Genomic DNA, 21,119 nt, shown 5'->3' on the forward strand with positions numbered 1-21,119 from the left:
GGCCCGCCAGCACCTATGTTGGGTGGCATGAGCATATCCGGCGATGCCTCCACCGCGGCGGGACCCCCGCGGGAACCGCTGTCGGGGCTGGTGGAGCGGGTGACCTTCCACAGCCCGGAGACGGGATTCTGCGTGCTGCGGCTGAAGGTGCGCGGGCAGCGTGACCTCGTCACGCTGGTCGGCCACGCCGCCACCATCGGCGCCGGGGAGTTCGTTCAGGCCAGCGGCGCCTGGGTGAACGACCGCAACCATGGGCTCCAGTTCAAGGCGGACTTCCTGCGCGCCACCCCGCCGACCACGGTGGAGGGGATCGAGAAGTATCTCGGCTCCGGCCTGATCCGCGGCATCGGGCCGGTCTACGCCAAGAAGATGGTCAAGGCCTTCGGCGAGGCGGTGTTCGACGTGATCGAGCAGGAGCCGGACCGGCTGCGGCAGGTCACCGGCATCGGGCCGAAGCGGGCGCAGCGCATCATCGCCGGCTGGGCCGACCAGAAGGTGATCCGCGAGATCATGATCTTCCTGCACAGCCACGGGGTCGGCACCTCGCGCGCCGTGCGCATCTTCAAGACCTACGGGCCGGACGCCATCCGGCTGATCACCGAGAACCCGTACCGGCTGGCCCGCGACATCCGCGGCATCGGTTTCAAGACGGCGGACGCGGTGGCCGCCCGGCTGGGCATCGAGAAGACCGCGATGATCCGGGCGCGGGCCGGCATCGCCTACGCGCTGGCCGAGGCGACCGACCAGGGCCATTGCGGCGTGCCGGTGGCCGAGCTGATCCCCATGGCCGTGAAGCTGCTGGAGATCGACGCGTCCATCCTGGAGACCGCGGCGGAGCTGGAGCGGCAGGACGGCGCGGTGGTCGCCGACAGCCTGGGCGACGAGCCCTGCCTGTTCCTGGCGAGCCTGCACCGGGCGGAGCGGGCTATTGCCGAGCGGCTGCGCCGGCTGGCCGGCGGCCCCGTGCCCTGGCCGGAGATCGACGCGGAGAAGGCCATTCCCTGGGTGGAGGCGAAGGCCGGGATCACGCTGGCCGAAGGGCAGCGGGAGGCGCTGCGCCAAGCGGCGACGTCGAAGCTGCTGGTCATCACTGGCGGTCCGGGGGTGGGCAAGACGACGCTGGTGAACAGCATCCTGACCATGCTGAAGGCCAAGGGCGTGTCGATCGCGCTGGCCGCCCCGACGGGCCGCGCCGCCAAGCGGCTGAGCGAGAGCACCGGGCTGGAGGCGCGGACCATCCACCGCCTGCTGGAGACCGACCCGCAGGCCGGCGGCTTCAAGCGCGACGAGACCAACCCGCTGGACTGCGACCTGCTGGTGGTGGACGAGACCAGCATGGTCGACGTGCCACTGATGAACGCCCTGCTGCGCGCCGTGCCGGGGCGGGCCGCCCTCCTGCTGGTCGGCGACGTGGACCAGCTGCCCTCGGTCGGGCCGGGGCAGGTGCTGGGCGACGTGATCGCCTCCGGCGCGGTGCCGGTGGTGCGGCTGACCGAAATCTTCCGGCAGGCGGCGACCAGCCGCATCATCGTCAACGCCCACCGCATCAACGCCGGCCAGATGCCGGAGATGCCGAAGGCCGGGGAGGACAGCGACTTCTACTTCGTCGAGGCGGTGACTCCGGAGGCCGGGGTGGCGAAGCTGATCGAGATGGTCCGCGACCGCATTCCCCGCCGATTCGGCGCCGACCCGGTGCGCGACGTGCAAATCCTCTGCCCGATGAATCGCGGGGGCCTCGGCGCGCGCTCACTGAACATCGAATTGCAGAGGGTGCTGAACCCACCGGGCGAGTCCCGAGTCGAGCGATTCGGCTGGACCTTTGGCCCCGGCGACAAGGTCATGCAGGTTGAGAACAACTACGACAAGGAGGTCTACAATGGCGATCTCGGCATCGTATCCGCCATTGATACCGAAGAAGGCGTGCTGACGGCCACCTTCGACGGCCGTCCGGTGACCTATGATTTCGGAGAATTGGACGAGATCGTCCTGGCCTACGCGACGACGATTCACAAGAGCCAGGGGTCCGAATACCCGGTGGTTGTCATCCCGGTGGTGACCCAGCATTACACGATGCTCCACCGCAACCTGATCTATACCGGCGTGACGCGGGGCAAGCGGCTCGTGGTCATGCTCGGCCAGCGCCGCGCGCTCGCCATGGCGGTGCGTGGGACGCAGGGGCGGCGGCGCTGGACGAAACTGGGGGAATGGCTGGCGCCTCTATGACCCTTGGCAAAGACAACCATGTCGGGATTTTGTCACAGACGTATGCGCGCGGCGTTTGCGGTGCCTGCCCCGGTATGCGGCGCGTCCTCTTACGAAAAGTGTGGAAGATGTCCTAAGTTATTCAATTGGCGAAAGAAACTCCTCCCTTCCCCGAGCCGGGGCGGGGGAGGGCGCGCGGAGGCCGCCGTGGGCAGTGCCGGGCGTCTTCGGGACCGGCACCCCTTCCGAACGGGCGGATTTCCCCTGGCCGAATGTCGCAGGAAAGGGCGTCTGGCCTTTGGCGTGCTTGACGGACGGCTCGTACCCTGTGACAAAGATAATTCGGCATCCTTTATGAGCTTGAAGACACATGTTCGACCGCCCGCCCCGCCAGGGCTACCGCGCTCCCGAGATCACCAAGGCCAACGTTACCGCCACTGTGAAGTGGTTCAACCCCACCAAGGGGTTCGGCTTCGTGTCCCCCGAGGACGGTTCGCCCGACGCCTTCCTGCACGTCTCCGCGGTTCAGGCCGCCGGCTATGACGCGCTCGACGAAGGCGCGACCATCGTTTGCGACCTCGCCCGCGGCCCGAAGGGCCCGCAGGTTGCCTCCATTCAATCCGTGGACACGTCCACCGCGTCCCGCGCTCCGGCCCGTCCGGCCCGCGCGGGCGCCGGCGGCGGCTTTGGCGGCGGCGGCTATGACCGTGGCGGCTACGGCGGCGGCGGCGGCGGTTACGACCGCGGCGGCTGGGGCAACGACGCCGGCGGCGGCGAAGAGGTCGACGGCACCGTCAAGTGGTTCAACGCCGACAAGGGCTTCGGCTTCATCACGCCGAGCACCGGTGGCAAGGACGTCTTCGTCCATGTGAACGTTCTGCGTCGCTCCGGCATGCAGTCGCTCCAGGAAGGCGATCAGGTGCGCGTGACCGTCCGCCAGGGCCAGAAGGGTCCTGAGGCCGGCAAGGTCGAGTACCGCTAAGCCTCTTCAGCCTTTGAAGAACGGCCGGGGCGTCTCCGCAAGGAGGCGCCCCGGTTCGTTTCCGGGCCGCCGATGCCATTGCCCAAGGCTCCGGCGTCGTTGTGGTGAATCCCCATCTTGCCCAAACCTTGTGCATGCTGCGACAGTGCCAGGGCGGCATGGACCCGCGGGTCCCGGGACACGGCGGTGTGGGGGGCGTGCCGACGGCGCGGAACGTCCATCGCCGGTGCGACGGAATGGCCCGTCCGCTGGGCATCCCGGCCGAGACTGTGGGGGAGGGTGAAGAGGTGAGGGAAGGCATGAGGAACGATCCGCCGGGCTTCCGGCCCCAGGATGCCGCAACGCTGCGGTCCAACGCGCTGTTCGGGCGCCTGCCCGACCGCTCTCTGGAACTTCTCGTCAGCACCGCGCAGGTGCGCACGGTGCCGCGCGGCACCACCCTGTTCGTTCAGGACGAGGACGCCGACCGCTTCTTCGCGCTGCTCGACGGCTGGGTGAAGCTTTACCGCCTGACCCGCGACGGGGCGGAGGCGGTGGTGACCATCGTCGCCCCCGGCGAGACCTTCGCCGAGGCCGCCATGTTCGCCAGCGGCAAGTTCCCGGTCTGCGCGGAGGCGGTGGCCGACTCGCGCGTCATGACCCTGACGGCGGAGGGCTTCGCCCGCTGCCTGCGCGAGGACGACCAGATCGCCTTCGCCATGCTGGGGTCGCTGTCGGTGCGGCTGCGCCATCTCGTTCAGCAGATCGAGCAGTTGCAGGTGCAGCCGACGGCGCAGCGGGTCGGCAGCTTCCTGCTGCGCTTCTGTCCGGAGGGGGGCGGCGCCACCAGCTTCGCGCTGCCCTTCGACAAGGCGCTGATCGCTCGGCGCCTCGGCATGCAGCCGGAAACCTTCTCCCGCGCGCTGGCGAAGCTGCGCGGCGTTGGGGTGGAGACACAGGGCGGGACGGTGTCCGTCGCCGACCTGGACGCGTTGCGCCGCTTCTGCAACGCCGATGCCGCGGGTGGCGACCACGGCGGCTGATGGGCGGGGCGCAGTTTGGGGTTGTCATCGGTCTCGGTGCCTTGCCGATGAAGGGTTGTGGCAGGCCGCAGGAGCATGTTCACGCGCGGCGGCCCTGTGATATCCTCCCGCGACCGGACACTGCCGGCGGTGCGGAGGGAGTTCGATGAGCGACGAGTTTCTTTTCGCCGACGACGAGCCGGGTATCGAGGCCGACACGGCGAGGGAAACGGCGCCGGAGCCCGTCGATCCATGGATCATCCTGATCGTCGACGACGATCCCGCGATCCACGCGACCACCAAGATGGTCCTGCGCGGCTTCACCTTCGAAGGCCGTCCGGCGCAGTTCCTGTCCGCCGGAACCGCGGCGGAGGCGCGCAGCCTGCTGGAGCAGAACCCGGCCATCGCCGTGGTGCTTCTGGACGTGGTAATGGAATCGGACGACGCCGGTCTGCGGCTGGTGCGCATGATCCGCAGCGAGCTGAACAACCGGCGGGTGCGCATCATCCTGCGCACCGGCCAGCCGGGGCAGGCGCCGGAACGCGACGTCATCCTCAACTACGACATCAACGACTACAAATCGAAGACGGAGCTGACGGCGCAGAAGCTGTTCACCTCGGTCGTCGCCGCCCTGCGCGGCTATCAGGACATCACCGCCATCGAGGACCACCGCCAGGGGCTGGAGCGCATCCTGGACGCCTCCTCCGCCCTGCTCGACAAGCGGACCATGGCGGAGTTCGTCCGCGGCGCGGTGGCGAAGATCGCCGAGATCTGCCCGCCCTGCGACGGGATCGCCCTGTGCAGCCGCTGGACGGAGGAGGAAACCGGTGGTGCCGCGCGCGACCCGCTGGTCCTGGGGGCCGGCGGCATCCATGCGGCGGCGGAGGGCAAGCCGGTGCGCGCCGCCCTTCCGGCGGAGGCGGCGGAGGCGGTGACGCAGGCGCTGGCCGACGGGCGGAACCGGTATGAGCGGGAGCGCAGCCTGCTGGTCTTCCGCTCCACCTCGCGGCACCACGACACCGTGTTCCACATCAGCCACCGGCGCCCCCTGACGGAGGACGAGCGGCGGCTGCTGGAGGTCTTCTGCTCCAAGGTCGCGGTTGGCTTCGACAACGTGCATCTGTACGAGGAGCTGACGGCGCTGAACCGCAACTTGGAAAACCAGGTGGCCGACCGCACCAGCGAGCTGGTGGCCGCGACCGAGGCGGCGGAGGCGGCAAGGGCGGAGGCGGAGGCGGCCAATCAGGCCAAGTCGCTGTTCCTGGCGACGATGAGCCACGAGATCCGCACCCCGATGAACGGCGTCCAGGGCATGCTGGAGCTGCTGGAATACACGCCGCTGACGCCCGAGCAGCAGGAGCTGGTTGCCGTGGTGCGCGATTCTGCGGGAGCGCTGCTGACCATCATCAACGACATCCTGGACTTCTCGAAGATCGAGGCTGGGCGGCTGGATCTGGAGCGCGCCCCGGTGTCGCTGTCGTCGGTGGTGGAGGGAGTGGCCGAGACGCTGGCCCCGGCGGCGCGGCAGAAGGACCTGACGTTGGTCACCTACGTCGATCCCGACCTGCCGCCGCTGGTCATGGGCGATTCGGTGCGCATCCGGCAGGTGCTGTTCAACATCGCCGGCAATGCCGTGAAGTTCACCCCCTCCGGCTCGGTCCGCATCCGCGCCGAGCTGGCGCGGTTCGAGGACGGGCGGGCGACCATCCGGATCACCGTGACCGACACCGGCATCGGCATCGCCACGGAAGCGCAGGCCCAGCTGTTCCGCCCCTTCACCCAGGCGGAAGCCTCGACCACCCGGCGCTTCGGCGGCACCGGGCTGGGTCTGTCGATCTGTCGTCGTCTCGCCGAGCTGATGGGCGGCGAAGTCGGAATGACGAGCGAGCCCGGCCGCGGTTCCACCTTCTGGTTCACCTTCACCGCCGATCTTGCCGCGGACGGCGACGCCGCGGGCGTCGCGGCTCCGCCGCTGGCCGGGCTGTCGGTGCTGCTCCTGGCCTCCGATGCGGAAGAACGGCGGTTCCTCGCCCGCTACCTGAACACCGACGGTGCCGTGCTGCTGGACGCGCCGAACGCGGTGGCGGGGATGCGGGCCCTGCCGCCCGGCACGCCCTGCGACGTCGTGCTCACCACTTCGGAAGCGGATTTGCAGGCGCTGGACACCGCAGCGCTTGGGCTGGCGCGCGGGCGGGTGCTGCTGGGCGGGCGTGGCTCCCTGATCGACGCGGTCGGTCTGGCCCGCCCGGTGCGCCGCGGCCATCTGGTGCGCGCCGTGCTGGCCGCCGCGGGCCGCGGGCCGGCGGTCGAGGCCGAGGTGGGGCATCCCGGCCCGGCCGGAGCGTCCCAGGCGGCAGATGGAACGGCGACCCCGCCGCGCATCCTGGTGGCCGAGGACCATCCGACCAACCGACAGGTCATCCAGCGGCAGCTCGCCCTGCTCGGCCATACGGCGGATATGGCGGAGGACGGCGTCCAGGCGCTGGCCCTGTGGCGCGCCGGCGATTACGCGCTTCTGCTGACCGACTGCCAGATGCCGGAGATGGACGGCTTCGAGCTGACCCGCCTGATCCGTTCCGAGGAGGCGGCGAAAGGGCGCCCGCGCCTGCCCATCATCGCGGTCACCGCCAACGCCATGGCCGGCGAGGCCCAGCGCTGCCTGTCCGCGGGGATGGACGACGCCGTGTCGAAGCCGGTGGAGATCGGCCAGCTTCGCCGCTTGCTGGACCGCCACTTGCCGTCCATGCCCGCGTCCGAACCGGCGCCGGTTCCCTCGGCATCCGTCGCGACGCCGGACTACCGCCCCGACGCGCCGCCCATCGACGTGGGCGTGCTGGCGACGCTGTTCGATGGGGACATGGAGTTCGTCGGGCAGTTGCTGCAGGAGTTCATCATCTCCAACAGCGCCAGCCGCGACCGTCTGGTCGCCGCCCACGCGGCGGAGGATTGGGACGGCGTGCGTCAGGCCGCCCACAAGCTGGCGGGGTCCTCCCGCACGGTGGGCGCGCGCGATCTCGCCGCGGCGAGCGACGCCATCGAGCTGGCCTGCGTGGACCGGAGGCTGGACGGCATCGGCGGGCTGGTCGCCCGCGCCGACCATGAACTTGGCCGTGCCGCCGCCTACATTCATGGGATGGCGCCGGCTTAGCGAGCCGGCGCCATCCCCATCAGTCGATCAGGCGGCCATCGGCCGCAGGGCGCGGTCACGGACCAGCGCGTTGAACCGCTGTTCGAAGCCGGCCTTCGCCTCGTCCGGCAGCTCGAAACGGACGTGGCAGCTCTGGGTCTCGACCGTCACGACGGTGAAGGGCAGGGGCATGCCGAAGCCGTCGATGTGCAGCGTGCCCCGCGCGCCGTTCGTGGCGCCGTCCCACACCTGCAGCGCAGCACCGCTGGAGGACAGGTTGTGCAGGCGGCAGATCCGATTGCCGGCGGGGGTGTCGGCGCGGGCGGGCAGTTCCACCGCGTAGCGGGCCTCGCGGCGACGGTCCACCTCGCTCATCGAGGTGCGGACGACACGGACCAGGATGCCGCGCAGCTCGTCGATGCTCCCCGAGACGTCGTCGGCGACGGTGCGCACGTCGGACGCGCGGTCGCCGGTGGCCTGCGCCTCGCTGGAGACCTCGGCGATGCGGCGGGAGACCTCGCGCGCGGCGTCGGCGGTCTGGTTGACGTTCCGGCTGATCTCCTGGGTCGCGGCAGCCTGTTCCTCCATCGCGGCGGCGATGGCGGCGGCCACCTGATCGACCTCGGTGATGCTGTCGGTGATGGTGGAGACGGCGGCCACGGCCCCGCCGGTCGCGGCCTGGATCTCGCCGATCTGGGTGGCGATGTCCTCGGTCGCCTGCGCGGTCTGGTTCGCCAGATTCTTCACCTCGCTGGCCACCACGGCGAAGCCCTTGCCGGCTTCCCCGGCCCGTGCCGCTTCGATGGTGGCGTTCAGCGCCAGAAGGTTGGTTTGGCTGGCGATCGTCTGAATGAGCTGGGCGACGTCACCGATCTTCTGCACGGCGTTGGACAGCGACTGGATGGTGCCGCGCGCCAGATCGCCCTTCTCCACGGCGATTCGGGTGATGCTGCTGGCCTGCGCCACCTGGGTGCCGATCTCGCGGATCGAAGCGGCCAGTTCCTCCGAGGCGGCGGCGACGGTCTGGGCGTTGCGCAGGGCCTGCTCCGCGGCGGCGGCCACGGACTGGCTGTTCGCCCCGACGGCGTCCGCCGACCGGGCCATGGCCGCGGCGTTGCCTTCCATCTGCCCGGTGCGCTCGGCCACCCGGTCCACGGCGTTGCGGGTTTCGCGCTCCACCGTCTGGGCCATGTTCTCCAGCGCGTCGCGCTTGGCGATCTCGGCCTGCTCGCGCTGCCGTTCCTGCTCCTGGCGCATGCGCTGGTTCTCCAGCCCGTTGGCCTTGAACACCTCCACCGCGCGGGCCATCGCGCCGATCTCGTCGTGCCCGCCGCTTCCCGGCACCGGTTCGGCGTAGTCCCCATCGGCGATACGCCGCATCGCGGCGGTCAGGCGCCCGACCGGGCCGACGACGCGGCGGACCACCACCATCACGCCCAGCAGCACCATGGCGATGCCGACGGCCAGCAGCGTCCAGGCGGTCATGCTGGCCATGTCGTAGGTCTTCTGGGCCGCCTCATAATTCTCGCCGGCGACGCGCACCTGGAGGTCGATCAGCAGGCCGATGCGGTCGGTGACGGGGTCGATGGTCTGGTACAGCTCCTTCCGGACAAAGCCATCCAGCGCCCGGCCGTCCTTGTCCGACAGGATGCCGATCAGCCGCTCGATCAGGATGTCGGCCTTGGCCATATCCGGCTTGATCTGATCGACGAGGGCCTGTTCCTCGGCGTTGAGCGGGTTGGCCAGATAGGCGGACCAGTGCGACCGGATGTCCTCCTTCGCCTTGCGGGTCGACGCCAAGCTTTCGTCCCAGGTGAAGTTGCCGTTGCGGGCCTTGTGCGAGGCGTCGACGATGAAGACGGCGTAGGCGTCCGAGATGATCTTCAGGTTGCGCAGCGGCAGCACGCGCTCGTCATGCACCGACCGCAGGTCGGCGTTCGCCATGTTGAGAGCGCGCAGCCCGACGACGTCGCTGACGGCGAGCAGAAGGCCGAGAAGATTCAGGACCACAAGAAGAAGGATTTTGATGGAGAGGCGCATTGCAAACTTCCCGCGGATTTCGACAGGCACCCGCTTTTTTCCCATCGTCGTGCGACGGTGCGGGTTTCGGAGGCGACAGGCGTGGACGGAACGAAAAAATCGCCGTCCGCGGGATGGGCGCGAACGGCGATTCCTTGCTTCTGCTCTGCACAGCGGGCCGGGCGATCCGGGCCCTGTCCGAACAGCCGGTGGGTGATTACGGGCGGTGCCCCGTGTCCAACCCCTCGGGCGTCAATGGACCTTGACCTCGTTCCCATGATCGCGGCGGTAGATGTGCACATGGTAGGCGGCCATCGGATTGCCCCGGACATACTCCAGTAGACGGCGTTCCATGTCCGGCGTGGCGTTGCGGATCAGCATCTGCCAAGCCGGCTCCATCGTGGCGCGCTGGGTCTCGTTGTGCGGCAGCATGATGAAGCCTGCCCATTCTGGCCGGAAGTCGGCGAGATAGCTTTCGGCATAATGCCGCATCATGGACGCGTCGTTGACGTTGACCGACTTCATGTTCTCGAAGCAGACACGAAGTTGCATGTTCCGTCTCCCTCGTTCCGCGGGTCTCGATACAACGGATATGTGCAGTCTTCGTCCCTTCTGCACCCGCTGGGCGGGCTGAAAATTCGGATGGGAGCAACGAAGAAAACCCCTCCCCGCGGAGCGGGAAGGGGTTTCAGTCATGGCGGATAGGAGAGGGAGACGACCGGCGGACCAGCGGCGAAGGCCGTAGGACCGCCGGTGCGTTCCTCAACCAAACTTATAACTGATGCCGTAGCCGCCCCGCGGGTAGTCCCACTGAATATTTTCCTTGTCCTGGCAGACCACACGGCAGGTGCCGCATTCCAGGCAGCCGTCGGTGGCCAGCGTCACGCTGCCGGTCTCGTTCTTCGTGTAGCAGGCCGCCGGGCAGCAGACGGTGCAGGCCTGGGACTCGCAGGACTTGCAGACCGCGTCGTTGCGGATCTGGATGTGCGGCCGGCTCTCGTCGACGATGTAGCGGTTCTGGTACAGCTTCTCTTCGATCTTGACCACGATGCTCATCGTACGGCCCTCACCAGCTTGATTGCGTCGCCGACCAGACCCATGATCGAGCGCTTCTTGACGAAGGACTTCATGATCTCCTTCTCCTTCGTCTTCTTGTCCACACTGTCCACGGTGAACCAGCTGTGGGCGGCGGCGGTCAGCGTGTCGGGATAGGCGCCGAAGAACTGCTTGTTCTCGTGCATGATGCCCGGCAGGTTCCGGTACTTCTTCAGGTCCTTCATGATGAAGCTGTCGTCCAGCTTCTTCTTGTAGGCGGCGAGGTTGGCGGCGTTGAAGGGCTTGCCGGCCTGCTTCAGTTCGATCACCGTCTCCGCCGCCATGCGGCCCGACGCCATGGCGAGGTTGGAGCCTTCGCGGTGCGCGGCGTTGTTGAAGTGGGCGGCGTCGCCGACCACCATCCAGCCGTCGCCGTAGAGCTGCGGAACCGCCTTGTAGCCGCCCTCGGGGATCATGTGGGCGGCGTATTCCTTCATCTCCGCCCCTTCGATCAGCGGCTTGATGACAGGGTGGTTCTTCAGGTCCTCCAGCATCTTGTAGGGCGGGATGGCGCCCTCCTTGAAGTCGGAGATCAGGCAGCCGATGCCGATCGTCAGCGATTCCTTGTTGGTGTAGAGGAACGCCGTGCCGACCATGCCCTTGGTCACCTTGCCCATGATCTCGATGACCACGCCCTCTTCGTCCTTCAGGCCGAAGCGCTGCTGGATCAGCTCGGGGTCGATGAACAGGATCTCCTTGACGGCCAGCGCGACGTTCTGCGGCGCCAGCTCCTGCTGGAAGCCGGTGCGGCGGGCCAGCAGGGCGTTCACGCCGTCGGCCATGATGACCACGTCGGCGTGGATCTCGCCGCCCTCGCGGTCGGTGCGCACGCCGATCACCTTGCCCGAGGCGTCGCGGATCAGCTCCGTCACCGTGGTCTCGCAGATCTGCAGGCCGCCGGCCTCGCGGATCTTCTCGGAGAACCACTTGTCGATGTTGGCGCGGATGATCGTGTAGCGGTTCGGCTTGTCGCTGTTGAAAGCCTCCGACCGGTAGTTGGTGCCGATGTAGTTGTCGTCGCCGAGCAGCCAGATGCGCTGTTCGATGATGTGGCGCTCGGTCGGGCAATCCTCGCGGAAGTCCGGGATGATCTTTTCCAGTTCGGCGGCGTACATGATGCCGCCCTGGACGTTCTTGGCGCCGGGATACTCCCCGCGCTCGAGCTGAAGAACGTTGAGGCCCTGCTTGGCCAGCGTGTAGGCCGCCGCGTTGCCGGACGGGCCGGCACCGATGACGATGGCGTCGAACTTTTCGACCATGGTCCTTGTGGCTCCTGTTCGTCCGGTTGCTTAGCCGGCCAGCCGGTTGACCGACAGGCGCTTGCCGAAAGCGTCGGTCAGGGCCGGCAGGATGGTCAGCGCGTCGCCGACCAGCCCGAGATGGGCGAAGTCGAAGATCGGCGCGTTGGGGTCGGTGTTGATGGCCAGGATCAGGTCGGACTTCTCCATGCCGACCCGGTGCTGGATGGCGCCGGAGATGCCGGCGGCGATGTAGAGCTTCGGGCGCACCGTCTTGCCGGTCTGCCCGACCTGACGGTCGAAGCCGGTCCAGCCGGCCTGGACCAGCGGACGGGTCACCCCGACCTCGCCGCCCAGAACCTTGGCGAGGTCGAAGACCAGCCTCAGGTTCTCCGGCTTGCCCAGCCCCTTGCCCGCCGCGACGATGATGTCGGCGAAGGCGAGCTGCGCCTCGTTCTGCTCGCGGTCGGCGATGAAGCTCAGCACCTTGGTGATGACGTCGGTCTCACGCAGGTTCGGGAACACCTCGACCACGCGGCCGGTGCGGCTGTCGTCGCGGTCGGGCATCGACATCACGCGCGGACGCACCGTGGCCATCTGCGGCCGGTAGGCCAGCGTCTGGATGGTGCAGAGCAGGGTGCCGCCGAAGGTCGGGCGGGTGGCCGCCAGCGACCGGTTGTCCATATAGATGTCCAGCTCGGTGCAGTCGGCGGTCAGGCCGGTGGCGAGCGTGGTGGCGATGGCGCCGGCGAGGTCGCGGCCCAGCGTGGTGGCGCCCAGCAGCACGATCTCCGGCTTGTAGGTGTTGACCACGTCGGTCATCACCCGCGTGTAGGGATCGGTGCGGTAGTCGGCCAGGACCGGGTCGGTCACCTTGTAGACGACGTCGGCGCCGTAGGTGAAGGCGTCGCCGCAGATGGCGTTCAGCTCCGGGCTGTCGGCGCCCAGAACCACGGCCCCCACCTCGACCCCCAGCTTGTCGGCGAGCTTGCGGGCCTCGCCCACCAGCTCCCACGACACGGAATGGACGGAGCCGCGCTCCTGCTCCACGATCACCCAGATGCCCTTGTATTCCTTCAGGTGCTCGGGCAGTTGGAACTTGCGTCCCTGCGGCTTGCTTGGTTCGCTCATCGGGATGTCTCCGGCGGAGGATTCGTCAGGAACGGCGCGTCAAGGCCAGCGCGTCACAGGCCGGCGGCGGCGCGGGCGAGCAGCTCGTCGGCGAGTTTCGGCTGGGCGCCGAAGATGGCTTCCACGGCGGCGGCGGCCTGGGCCTCCGCTGTGGGGGTCTCGGCCTCGACCATCGTCGCCTTCTGGGCGCGCGGCTTCGGCACGAAGACCTTCGACACGACGGTGGGCGAGCCCTTCAGCCCGACCTTCGTCTCTTCGGCGCCGGTGGTGTCCTTGTTCCAGGTCTTCAGGCCGTAGCGGGCGGCGCGGAACATGTCGTCCATCTTGCCGAAGCGGATGGTGTTCGTGCCTTCCAGCATCGTGATCATGCAGGGCAGGGCGGTCTTCAGCACCTGCACGCCGCCTTCGGAGCGGCGGTGCACGACGATCTCCCTGGCGGCCTGGTCGATCGATTCGATCTTCGTGATGTAGGTGAGCTGCTGGAAGCCCAGCCGCGTCGCGATGCCCGGACCGACCTGCGCGGTGTCGCCGTCGACCGTCTGCTTGCCGCAGAAGACCAGGTCGACCGTCTCCTCCTCCGACAGCTTCCGGATCGCCGAGGTCAGGGCGTAGGAGGTCGCCAGCGTGTCCGATCCCGCGAACTTGCGGTCGGTCAGCAGCACCGCGTCGTCGGCGCCCAGCGACAGCGCCTTGCGCAGCGAGGTTTCGGCCATCGGCGGCCCCATGGTCAGGACGGTGACGCGGGCGCCGACCTTGTCCTTGATCCGCAGCGCCTCCTCCAGCGAGAAGAGGTCGAAGGGGTTGATGATGGCCGGGACGCCCTGACGCATGATCGTGTTCGTCACGGGGTGGATGCGGATCTGGGCGCTGTCGGGCACCTGTTTGATACAGACAACGATGTGCATCCCGGTCTCCTTGACATTCCGCCGCCTGTCGCGCGGCGTGGCTATGGCCCTACCAGCAAGCGGCGTGCCAGATTTGCGAAGAGCGGTAAAACATTGAATTTAAATAGCTTTATGACTGTTGAGAGATTGTCGCAAAAACGACAAAGAACGGACGTGTCGGCTTCTCAACAGCGGGCTTCCGTCACCGCCGGACCGACGCCACAACCCGGTTCGACCTCTGTCGCCTACCGGACAAACCCGACAACGGCCGCACAGAGCGCGGAGGATGTCCGGAAAGCACAACGGCCCGCGGGCGCTCGCCGGGGGCGGGTCCGCAGGCCGTCTTGGAAACGAAGGACGAAACGGATCAGGTCGGCAGCAGGGCGTCCAGCGGGACGAAGCGGTCGGCCATTTTGCGCGCCTCCTCCTGATGGACCTTGAAGGTCTTCTCGGCGATGGCGTTGGACGCCACGAAGTCCTGATAGGCGCGCTCCAGATGGGCGCTGTAGCGGGCGGCCATGCCCTCGTCGTCGAGCCCTTCCATGCCGGTGTCGGAGGACAGATAGTCGTGGAAGCGCTGCAGGATGTGCAGGCGGTTCACGTTCACCACGCGCTGTTCGTAGGTGACGCCGAGGAAGCGCAGGAAGTCCTCCGCGGTCTCCAGATCCTCCAGATCGTCCTTGAAGCTCATGGCGGGGTCCTTTCCGTTCAGATGACGTAGTGATCGGCGCGCGCGCCGAAGTCGGGAGAGTGGGGGTCGGGAGTTTCGCGGTTGCCGCAGGCGTCCTGGTCACACAGGTTGCCGCAGCTCCGGCAGACGATGCCGTCGAGTGGCAGATCGTCCAGCCGGATGCTGCTCAGTGGGGGAGCGGGGCGCGTGGCCTCCTCCGCCGCGTGGGCCTCCAGCCGGGCCTCGATGCGGTTGATGTGGTCGATCAGGCAGGCGATGGCCTTGCCGACCGGGTCGGGCATCAGGTGGTGGTCGAGGTCGATGCCGTGGGCGGCCAGCCGGCGCTGGGTGTCCGGTCGGACGACACGGCCGGGGATGCCGACCACTGTCATGCCCTCCGGCACGTCCTTGGTCACCACGGAGTTGGCGCCGACGCGGCACTGGGCGCCGACGGTGATCGGCCCCAGGATCTTGGCGCCGGACCCGACCAGCACGCCGTCGCCCAGCGTCGGGTGCCGCTTGCCCTTGGTCCAGGAGGTGCCGCCCAGCGTCACCCCGTGGTAGAGCGTCACGTCGTCGCCGACCTCCGCCGTTTCGCCGATGACGACTCCGGCCCCGTGGTCGATGAAGAAGCGGCGGCCAATGGTGGCGCCGGGGTGGATGTCGATGTTGGTCAGGGCGCGGGCCAGATAGGACAGGAAGCGCGCCGGCCAGCGCAGACCCCGCCGCCACGCGGCGTTGGACAGCCGATGGACCACCAGCGCATGGATGCCGGGGTAGCAGGTCAGCACGTCGAAGACGTTGCGCGCCGCCGGGTCGCGGTCGAAGACGCAGGCGACATCCTCGCGCAGCAGCCGCCAGAGGCTGGTCTCATTCATGGCGAGGTCCGGGTGGGCGTCAATCGCGGCCATGGTGTGGTCCTCCGGATCACGAGGAGACGCAGTTCCAGCGGGTGGCGTCGTCGTGGAAGGCGCGCAGTTCCTCCGCCGTCGGGGCGCGCTTGGCGCGGGTGGCGAGCGCCCGGACCCGCGGCAGCACCGCCTGGGCGATGGCGTCGTCGCAGGTGATGCCGAGCTGGCCGTAGGCCATCTTCACCCCGGCCGTGCCTGAATGCTTGCCCAGCACGATGCGGTGCTCGCGCCCCACCTCGGCGGGGTCGAAATTCTGGTAGGTCGCTCGGTCGCGCAGCAGCCCGTCGACGTGGATGCCGGCCTCGTGCGTGAAGACGGCGTCGCCGACAATCGACTTGTTGACCGCCACCGGCCGGTTGGAGGCGCGCTCCACGAGGTCGGAAATCGCCCCCAGCGCGCGGGTGTCCACCCCGCAGTCCTGCCCGTAGAGCACCTTCAGCGACACCACCACCTCCTCCAGCGGGGCGTTGCCGGCGCGCTCGCCCAGCCCGTTGACGGTGGTGTTGACGTGGGTCGCCCCGCCCAGCACGGCGGCCAACGAGTTGGCGTTGGCGAGGCCGAGGTCGTCGTGGGAATGGATCTCAATCTCCAGGTCGGTGGCCCGGCGCAGCCGCTCGATGCAGGCGCGCGTCTGGAAGGGATCGAGCACGCCCAGCGTGTCGGCGAAGCGGAAGCGGCGGGCGCCGGCCTCCTGCGCCACGGTGGCCGCGGCGATCAGGAAATCCATGTCGGCGCGTGAGGAGTCCTCACCGCCCAGGCTGACCTCCAGCCCGTGGTCGCGGGCCGTCTTGACCTTGCGTTCGATCTCCGCCAAGGCCCAGGCGCGGCTGCGCTTCAGCTTTTTGGTGATGTGTATGTCGGAGACGGGCATCGACAGGTTGACGAAGCCGACCTTGCAGTCCAGCGCCGCCTTCAGGTCGGTGTCGTGCATGCGGCACCAGACCATCAGCCGGGCCTTCAGTCCCAGCGCGGCCACGGCGCGGATGCCCTCGCGCTCCTCCGGCCCCATGGCGGGGATACCGATCTCCAGTTCCGGCACGCCGGCCTCGTCGAGCGCGCGGGCGATGGCGATCTTCTCGTCGAGCGTGAAGGCGACCCCCGCCGTCTGCTCCCCGTCGCGCAGCGTCGTGTCGTTGATGATGGTGGAACCGGCCATCGGCATTCGGTCACATCCTCAATCTGAGCGTAATCAGCGGTGGGTCTTGCCCCCTCCCTAACCCTCCCCCCGCTTCGCAGGGAGGGGATCAAGGCCCCCCCTGCGAAGCGGGGAGGGGAGGGGACCCACGCAGTGGGGAGGGTGGGGGCAACGGGGCCAGGGTGTTGTGTCGCAGACCGGGCCGGGGAACCGCGTCCCGGCGGGTGTCGTCGGGCGGGTTGCCGGGGCGCGGGTCCGGCCCGGCCTGCGATCTCGGTGTTACGAGTAAACCGGTGCGAACTCCTTCGGGGCGCCCGCCTGCGACCAGTAGGGCGACAGCGAGCGCAGCTTCGCGATGATGCCGGGGACCACCGCGATCACCCGCTCGATCTCATCCTCCGTCGTCTCGCGCGACAGGGAGAAGCGGGTGGCGCCGTGGGCGGCGGTGTAGGGCACGCCCATGGCCCGCATCACATGGCTCGGCTCCAGCGACCCGGAGGTGCAGGCCGACCCCGACGAGGCGGCGATGCCGGCCTCGTTCAGCAGCAGCAGGATCGCCTCGCCCTCGATGTACTCGAAGGCGACGTTGCAGGTGTTGGGCAGGCGGTTGGCCGGGTTGCCGGTGACGAAGCAGTTCGGGACGGCGGCCAGGATGGCCTGCTCCAGCTTGTCGCGCAGCGCCTTCACCCGCGTGTTCTCGTCGGTCATGTGCAGCAGGGCCAGCTGTGCCGCCGCCCCCAGCCCGACGATGCCCGGCGCGTTCTCGGTGCCGGCGCGGCGCGAGCGCTCCTGGTGGCCGCCGCGCAGCATCGGGCGGAAGCGCAGGCCGCGCTTGACGTAGAGCGCGCCGATGCCTTTGGGCGCGTGCAGCTTGTGGCCGGACAGCGACAGCATGTCCACCGCGCTGTTGGCGAGCGTCATCGGGATCTTGCCGACCGCCTGCACAGCGTCGGTGTGGAACACCGCCCCCGCTGCCTTGGCGAGCTGGGCCAGCTCCTCGATCGGGAAGATCGTCCCGGTCTCGTTGTTCGCCCACATGATCGAGACGATGGCGACGTCCGGCCCCAGCGCCGCCTTGTAGGCGTCGAGGTCCAGGTTGCCCCGGTTGTCCACGCCGATGCGGTGGACCGTGTAGCCGCGCTTCTTCTCCAGATAGTCGCACAGCGCCAGCACGGCGGGATGCTCGACCACGCTGGTAACGATGCTCTTCTTCTTCGGATAAGCCTCCAGCACCGACAGGATGGCGGTGTTGTCGCTCTCCGTGCCGCCGGAGGTGAAGACGATCTCGCTGTCATGGGCGGCGCCGAGGAGCGCCTGCACCTGCTTGCGCGCCCATTCGATCTTGCCGCCCACCGCGGCGCCGAAGCCGTGCATTGAGGAGGGGTTGCCGAACTGCTCGGTGAACAGCGGCAGCATCTCCGCCAGCACTTCCGGATCGACGCGGGTGGTGGCGTTGTTGTCCAGGTAAATGCCCTGTGCGGTCATGGCTCAGGCCCCCGCCGGTAGGAGGGAGGCCGGCTTGACGCGGACGAATTCGCCCAGCGCCTCGACCAGCTTGGCCTGCACGCCCATCATGGTGCCGGCGGACTGTGAACAGCCGGAGCAGGCGCCGGTCAGGCGGACGTAGATGTCCTTGCCGTCGATGTCCACCAGCTCCACGTCGCCGCCGTCGCGCTGGATCTGCGGGCGCAACTCCTCGATGGCGAACATGATCTTCTGCATGCGCTGCACGTTGGTCAGCTTCGCCGGAGCCGCCGGGGCCTCGGCCTTCGGGGCCAGCGGCTTGATGGCGTCCAGGCCGACCGTGCCGGGGGCGTGGGCCTTGGGCGGGGCCAGCGCGCCGGTCTTGGCGAGCACGGCCTCCAGAACCTCCTCGATCTTCTCGTGGCAGGTCTGGCAGGAGCCGCCGGCCTTGGTGTAGTGGGTGACCTCCTCCAGCGTGGTCAGGCTGTTGACGGTCACCGCGCGCTCGATCATCGCCGCGTCGATGCCGAAGCACTTGCAGACCAGCTCGCCTTCCTCATGGTCGTCGACCCATTCCTCGCCCTTGAAGTTGGCGATGGCGGCGCGGAGCGCCTCGGCGCCCATGACCGAACAGTGCATCTTCTCCGGCGGCAGGCCGCCCAGATACTCGGCGATATCACGGTTGGTGACGGCCAGCGCCTCGTCCACCGTCTTGCCGATGATCATCTCCGTCAGCGCCGACGAGGACGCGATGGCCGAGCCGCAGCCGAAGGTCTGGAACTTCGCGTCCTCGATGACCTGGCTGTCGGGGTTGACCTTCATCATCAGCTTCAGGGCGTCGCCGCAGGTGATCGACCCGACCTCGCCCACGGCGTTCGCCTCATCCAGCGCGCCGGCGTTCTTCGGGTTGAAGAAGTGTTCCTTGACCTTGTCGGTGTAGTTCCACATGACGCCTTGCCTTTCCCGCGTTACCGGGTGGGGGGAGTGTGTTCGGGGTTAGTGGGCGGTGCCGCAGCCGCCGGCCGCTGGCGCGGAGGAGCAGCTGCCCCCCGGTCCCGCCGAGAAGGACTTGCCGCAGCCACAGCTGCCCGTCGCGTTCGGGTTGTCGAACTTGAAGCCCGCGCCCTCGACCCCTTCGACGAAATCGACCACCACGCCGGTCAGGAAGGGCTGGCTGGTCGGATCGACGAAGATCGTCACCGGGCCGAAGGTCAGCACGGCGTCTTCGTCGCCTGCCGTGGCCTCCAGCCCCATCTGGTACTTCATGCCGGCGCAGCCGCCGTCCGCCACCGCGATGCGCAGCCCGGCCGCAGCACCGCCGGACTTCGCCAGCACGCGCTCCAGGGTGTTCACCGCCGCATCCGTCAGGGTCACCATGTCTGCCGCCTCCAAATGCTCCGTCGGGCATGCCGACCGATCCTGGTCATAGAACAGCAAGCGGCGTGCCAACTACTAAGATATTGATTTTGAATGATTGTCAGGCCGGCGGGCTGATGCCTTCCCGACAATTGTCAGGTCGGACCCCTGTCGGGTTTATGACATCCTGCGACGAAAGGACGCACAATTTGTTTATGGGCTTTTGCGAAGTCCGCTTGCGGCTCATACAGAATTGTCGGTCAGGCGCACAGTGTCGGAAAACAACGGAAGGGAACGGGTGATGGAGCGGCCGGTCGAACTGCGGATGTCCAACGGGCGCATGGCCTTCGGCGAGGTGCCGGAGCACATCGACGAGAAGCTGCAGGAGGCGGTGAAGGCCCGCCCCGACGCCGTGGCCTGCGAGGCCCTGCTGTGGGAGGCGCACCGGATGGGGCCGCGCGTCCTGCCGGTCTTCTACGCGCTCTACAAATTCTACTTCAACCGCAAGCGCTTCGCGGACGCGGAGCGAGTGGCGACGATCGGGCTGGACGCGGCGGCGCGCGAGGGCGGCTATCCCGGCGATTGGCGGAGTCTGCGCGCGGACAGCGCGGATTGGACGAAGGAAGGGCCGCCGCGCTTCACCCTCTTCACCCTGAAGGCGCTGGCCTTCATCAGCCTGCGCAGCGGGCGGGTGGAGGAGACGAGGGCGATCCTCGCCAAGCTGGCGGAGATCGACCCGCAGGATCAGGTGGGCTATGGCGTCATCGCCGCGCTGGTGAAAGGGCTGGACGGGGCGGCCTAAGCGTCAGGGGGAATAGGGCAATCAATAATGGGGAATTAGGCCCCGCACGTAATCGACGCTGACGGCGGATTGCGCCGATCCCGCCGCCTCGGTGATTTGGGCTGGATTGCTGCGGTTTATGCCGTGATCTTTGGGAACGTCGAACCTGTACACGGCACCGGGCTTTGCGGATGACAGGATCGGGTCGAGGGCGCGCAGCCAAGCGCGTCGATCAGGGAGCGACTCGCCGCCGGATGGACCGGCGATAAGGGGCTTGATGGCCGCGTCCTCGAGCGAGAATTCAGAATCTTTCTCCACGGTTCGGGAGGAGGGCAGGCCGGCGCGCTCCGACAGGATGGCGGCGGCGTCCTTCTCCCCGATGCCGCGCAACGCACCGTCTATGCCGTCGAGACTGACGCCCAGCGACTTCAGCTTGTAAGCGGCATCGCCTTCCTTTTTGGTATAGTTCAGACGGGAGTCGGTGAAATCCGTCCCAAAAAAGCCCGGCATGATCAAGCGGTTCATGTTGAGCCGGTCTGCGAATGGCAGAGGTCCCTGGGTGCGCGCGGCCAGGGCATCGGAGGTGGCGGCCCGGTCGCCTTCGCTCATGGCCGAGGCCAACTTGTCCATCAGGGAGGACCGTTTTGCGAGCGTGCTGCCGAGCGCGCTGCGCAGGTCGTCGGCGCTGGTGGCCTCGTTGCGCAGCAGGTCGGCGTGATCGATCTCGAACATACGATCGGTTGCGGCCACGGCGCTGCTGCGCGCTTGCTTGAGACGTTGCTTCAGCGCGTCGTGAACCTCCTCCCCGGTGATTTTTCCGCTGTCGACCAAGCCGACCAGTTGGGCGCGTTGTTTGTCCGACAGGGCTTCGAACGCGACGAGGGAGTCGCCACGCAACGACCTGCCGAGTTCGCTGAGCGATACGCTGTCCTCCACCGACATCGTGCCGCCCGTTCCAAGCGATTTGACGGGGGGAGACGGACTGGGCATGGCCAGCGGGCTGGTCAGGGGCGATGGGGCGGGCGTGATGCTGGACACAGACATGTCATGGTCTCCATGTCGAGTTGTTCAACCTTATCATGTGGCGAGGCGTGACAAATACTCCCGGCCTGTCATCCGCCTG

The 21,119-nt window shown here is 68.1% G+C and carries 18 protein-coding genes; 5 read left to right on the plus strand and 13 right to left on the minus strand.

The window, feature by feature from the left end; genetic code table 11:
• The first annotated feature begins 27 nt into the window (after positions 1 to 27).
• The 4 genes from recD2 (at position 28) to ACWPXE_RS18940 (ending at position 7,333) form a co-directional block, all read left to right on the plus strand.
• Entirely contained in the window at positions 28 to 2,223 is a 2,196-nt protein-coding gene (recD2, locus tag ACWPXE_RS18925; RefSeq protein WP_454019012.1) for an SF1B family DNA helicase RecD2, read from the plus strand.
• 349 nt (positions 2,224 to 2,572) lie between these two features.
• Complete coding sequence (locus ACWPXE_RS18930; RefSeq protein WP_145679138.1) at positions 2,573 to 3,184, plus strand: cold-shock protein; 612 nt, start codon at positions 2,573 to 2,575, stop codon at positions 3,182 to 3,184.
• A gap of 299 nt (positions 3,185 to 3,483) precedes the next feature.
• The gene (locus ACWPXE_RS18935) at positions 3,484 to 4,206 is read left to right on the plus strand and encodes a Crp/Fnr family transcriptional regulator (protein WP_454019013.1); all 723 of its coding nucleotides are present in this window, start codon (positions 3,484 to 3,486) and stop codon (positions 4,204 to 4,206) included.
• Positions 4,207 to 4,351: 145 nt separating this feature from the next.
• Complete coding sequence (locus ACWPXE_RS18940) at positions 4,352 to 7,333, plus strand: DUF3369 domain-containing protein (RefSeq protein ID WP_454019014.1); 2,982 nt, start codon at positions 4,352 to 4,354, stop codon at positions 7,331 to 7,333.
• A 27-nt stretch (positions 7,334 to 7,360) separates the two neighbouring features.
• On the opposite strand, the gene ACWPXE_RS18945 is transcribed toward ACWPXE_RS18940, so the two are convergent.
• The 12 genes from ACWPXE_RS18945 to ACWPXE_RS19000 form a co-directional block, all read right to left on the minus strand.
• Positions 7,361 to 9,352 carry a methyl-accepting chemotaxis protein gene (locus tag ACWPXE_RS18945; RefSeq protein WP_454019015.1) on the minus strand — a complete coding sequence of 664 codons (1,992 nt, stop codon included), beginning with the start codon at positions 9,350 to 9,352 and terminating at the stop codon, positions 7,361 to 7,363.
• A 231-nt stretch (positions 9,353 to 9,583) separates the two neighbouring features.
• Positions 9,584 to 9,883, minus strand: coding sequence for a hypothetical protein (locus ACWPXE_RS18950; RefSeq protein ID WP_014239762.1), 300 nt, complete (start codon positions 9,881 to 9,883; stop codon positions 9,584 to 9,586).
• A gap of 210 nt (positions 9,884 to 10,093) precedes the next feature.
• The gene (locus ACWPXE_RS18955; protein ID WP_094305907.1) at positions 10,094 to 10,387 is read right to left on the minus strand and encodes a ferredoxin family protein; all 294 of its coding nucleotides are present in this window, start codon (positions 10,385 to 10,387) and stop codon (positions 10,094 to 10,096) included.
• Positions 10,384 to 11,685 (minus strand): FAD-dependent oxidoreductase, encoded by a 1,302-nt coding sequence (locus ACWPXE_RS18960; protein WP_376996329.1) that lies wholly within the window; start codon positions 11,683 to 11,685, stop codon positions 10,384 to 10,386. The genes ACWPXE_RS18955 and ACWPXE_RS18960 overlap by 4 nt, the downstream gene beginning before the upstream one ends.
• Before the next feature lie 30 nt (positions 11,686 to 11,715).
• Positions 11,716 to 12,795 carry an electron transfer flavoprotein subunit alpha/FixB family protein gene (locus tag ACWPXE_RS18965; RefSeq protein ID WP_454019016.1) on the minus strand — a complete coding sequence of 360 codons (1,080 nt, stop codon included), beginning with the start codon at positions 12,793 to 12,795 and terminating at the stop codon, positions 11,716 to 11,718.
• A 53-nt stretch (positions 12,796 to 12,848) separates the two neighbouring features.
• The gene (locus ACWPXE_RS18970) at positions 12,849 to 13,700 is read right to left on the minus strand and encodes an electron transfer flavoprotein subunit beta/FixA family protein (protein ID WP_454019017.1); all 852 of its coding nucleotides are present in this window, start codon (positions 13,698 to 13,700) and stop codon (positions 12,849 to 12,851) included.
• Between the two features lie 346 nt (positions 13,701 to 14,046).
• On the minus strand, positions 14,047 to 14,370 hold the full coding sequence (gene nifW, locus ACWPXE_RS18975) for a nitrogenase-stabilizing/protective protein NifW (RefSeq protein ID WP_454019018.1): 324 nt from the start codon (positions 14,368 to 14,370) through the stop codon (positions 14,047 to 14,049).
• A 17-nt stretch (positions 14,371 to 14,387) separates the two neighbouring features.
• A complete protein-coding gene (cysE, locus tag ACWPXE_RS18980) occupies positions 14,388 to 15,260 on the minus strand; it encodes a serine O-acetyltransferase (protein ID WP_454019019.1) in 873 nt (290 codons plus the stop codon).
• A gap of 16 nt (positions 15,261 to 15,276) precedes the next feature.
• Positions 15,277 to 16,422 (minus strand): homocitrate synthase, encoded by a 1,146-nt coding sequence (nifV, locus tag ACWPXE_RS18985; protein WP_454019020.1) that lies wholly within the window; start codon positions 16,420 to 16,422, stop codon positions 15,277 to 15,279.
• Positions 16,423 to 16,674: 252 nt separating this feature from the next.
• Positions 16,675 to 17,880 (minus strand): cysteine desulfurase NifS, encoded by a 1,206-nt coding sequence (nifS, locus tag ACWPXE_RS18990; protein ID WP_454019021.1) that lies wholly within the window; start codon positions 17,878 to 17,880, stop codon positions 16,675 to 16,677.
• 3 nt (positions 17,881 to 17,883) lie between these two features.
• The gene (nifU, locus tag ACWPXE_RS18995; protein ID WP_454019022.1) at positions 17,884 to 18,807 is read right to left on the minus strand and encodes a Fe-S cluster assembly protein NifU; all 924 of its coding nucleotides are present in this window, start codon (positions 18,805 to 18,807) and stop codon (positions 17,884 to 17,886) included.
• A gap of 48 nt (positions 18,808 to 18,855) precedes the next feature.
• Complete coding sequence (locus ACWPXE_RS19000) at positions 18,856 to 19,236, minus strand: HesB/IscA family protein (protein ID WP_014239772.1); 381 nt, start codon at positions 19,234 to 19,236, stop codon at positions 18,856 to 18,858.
• A 280-nt stretch (positions 19,237 to 19,516) separates the two neighbouring features.
• On the opposite strand from ACWPXE_RS19000, the gene ACWPXE_RS19005 reads away from it, so the two are divergent.
• Positions 19,517 to 20,017, plus strand: coding sequence for a hypothetical protein (locus tag ACWPXE_RS19005; protein ID WP_454019023.1), 501 nt, complete (start codon positions 19,517 to 19,519; stop codon positions 20,015 to 20,017).
• 21 nt (positions 20,018 to 20,038) lie between these two features.
• On the opposite strand, the gene ACWPXE_RS19010 is transcribed toward ACWPXE_RS19005, so the two are convergent.
• Positions 20,039 to 21,040: a hypothetical protein gene (locus tag ACWPXE_RS19010; RefSeq protein WP_454019024.1), complete on the minus strand. Its 1,002-nt coding sequence runs from the start codon at positions 21,038 to 21,040 to the stop codon at positions 20,039 to 20,041.
• Positions 21,041 to 21,119 lie beyond the last annotated feature (79 nt).

This window comes from Azospirillum sp. Marseille-Q6669, assembly GCF_965111635.1.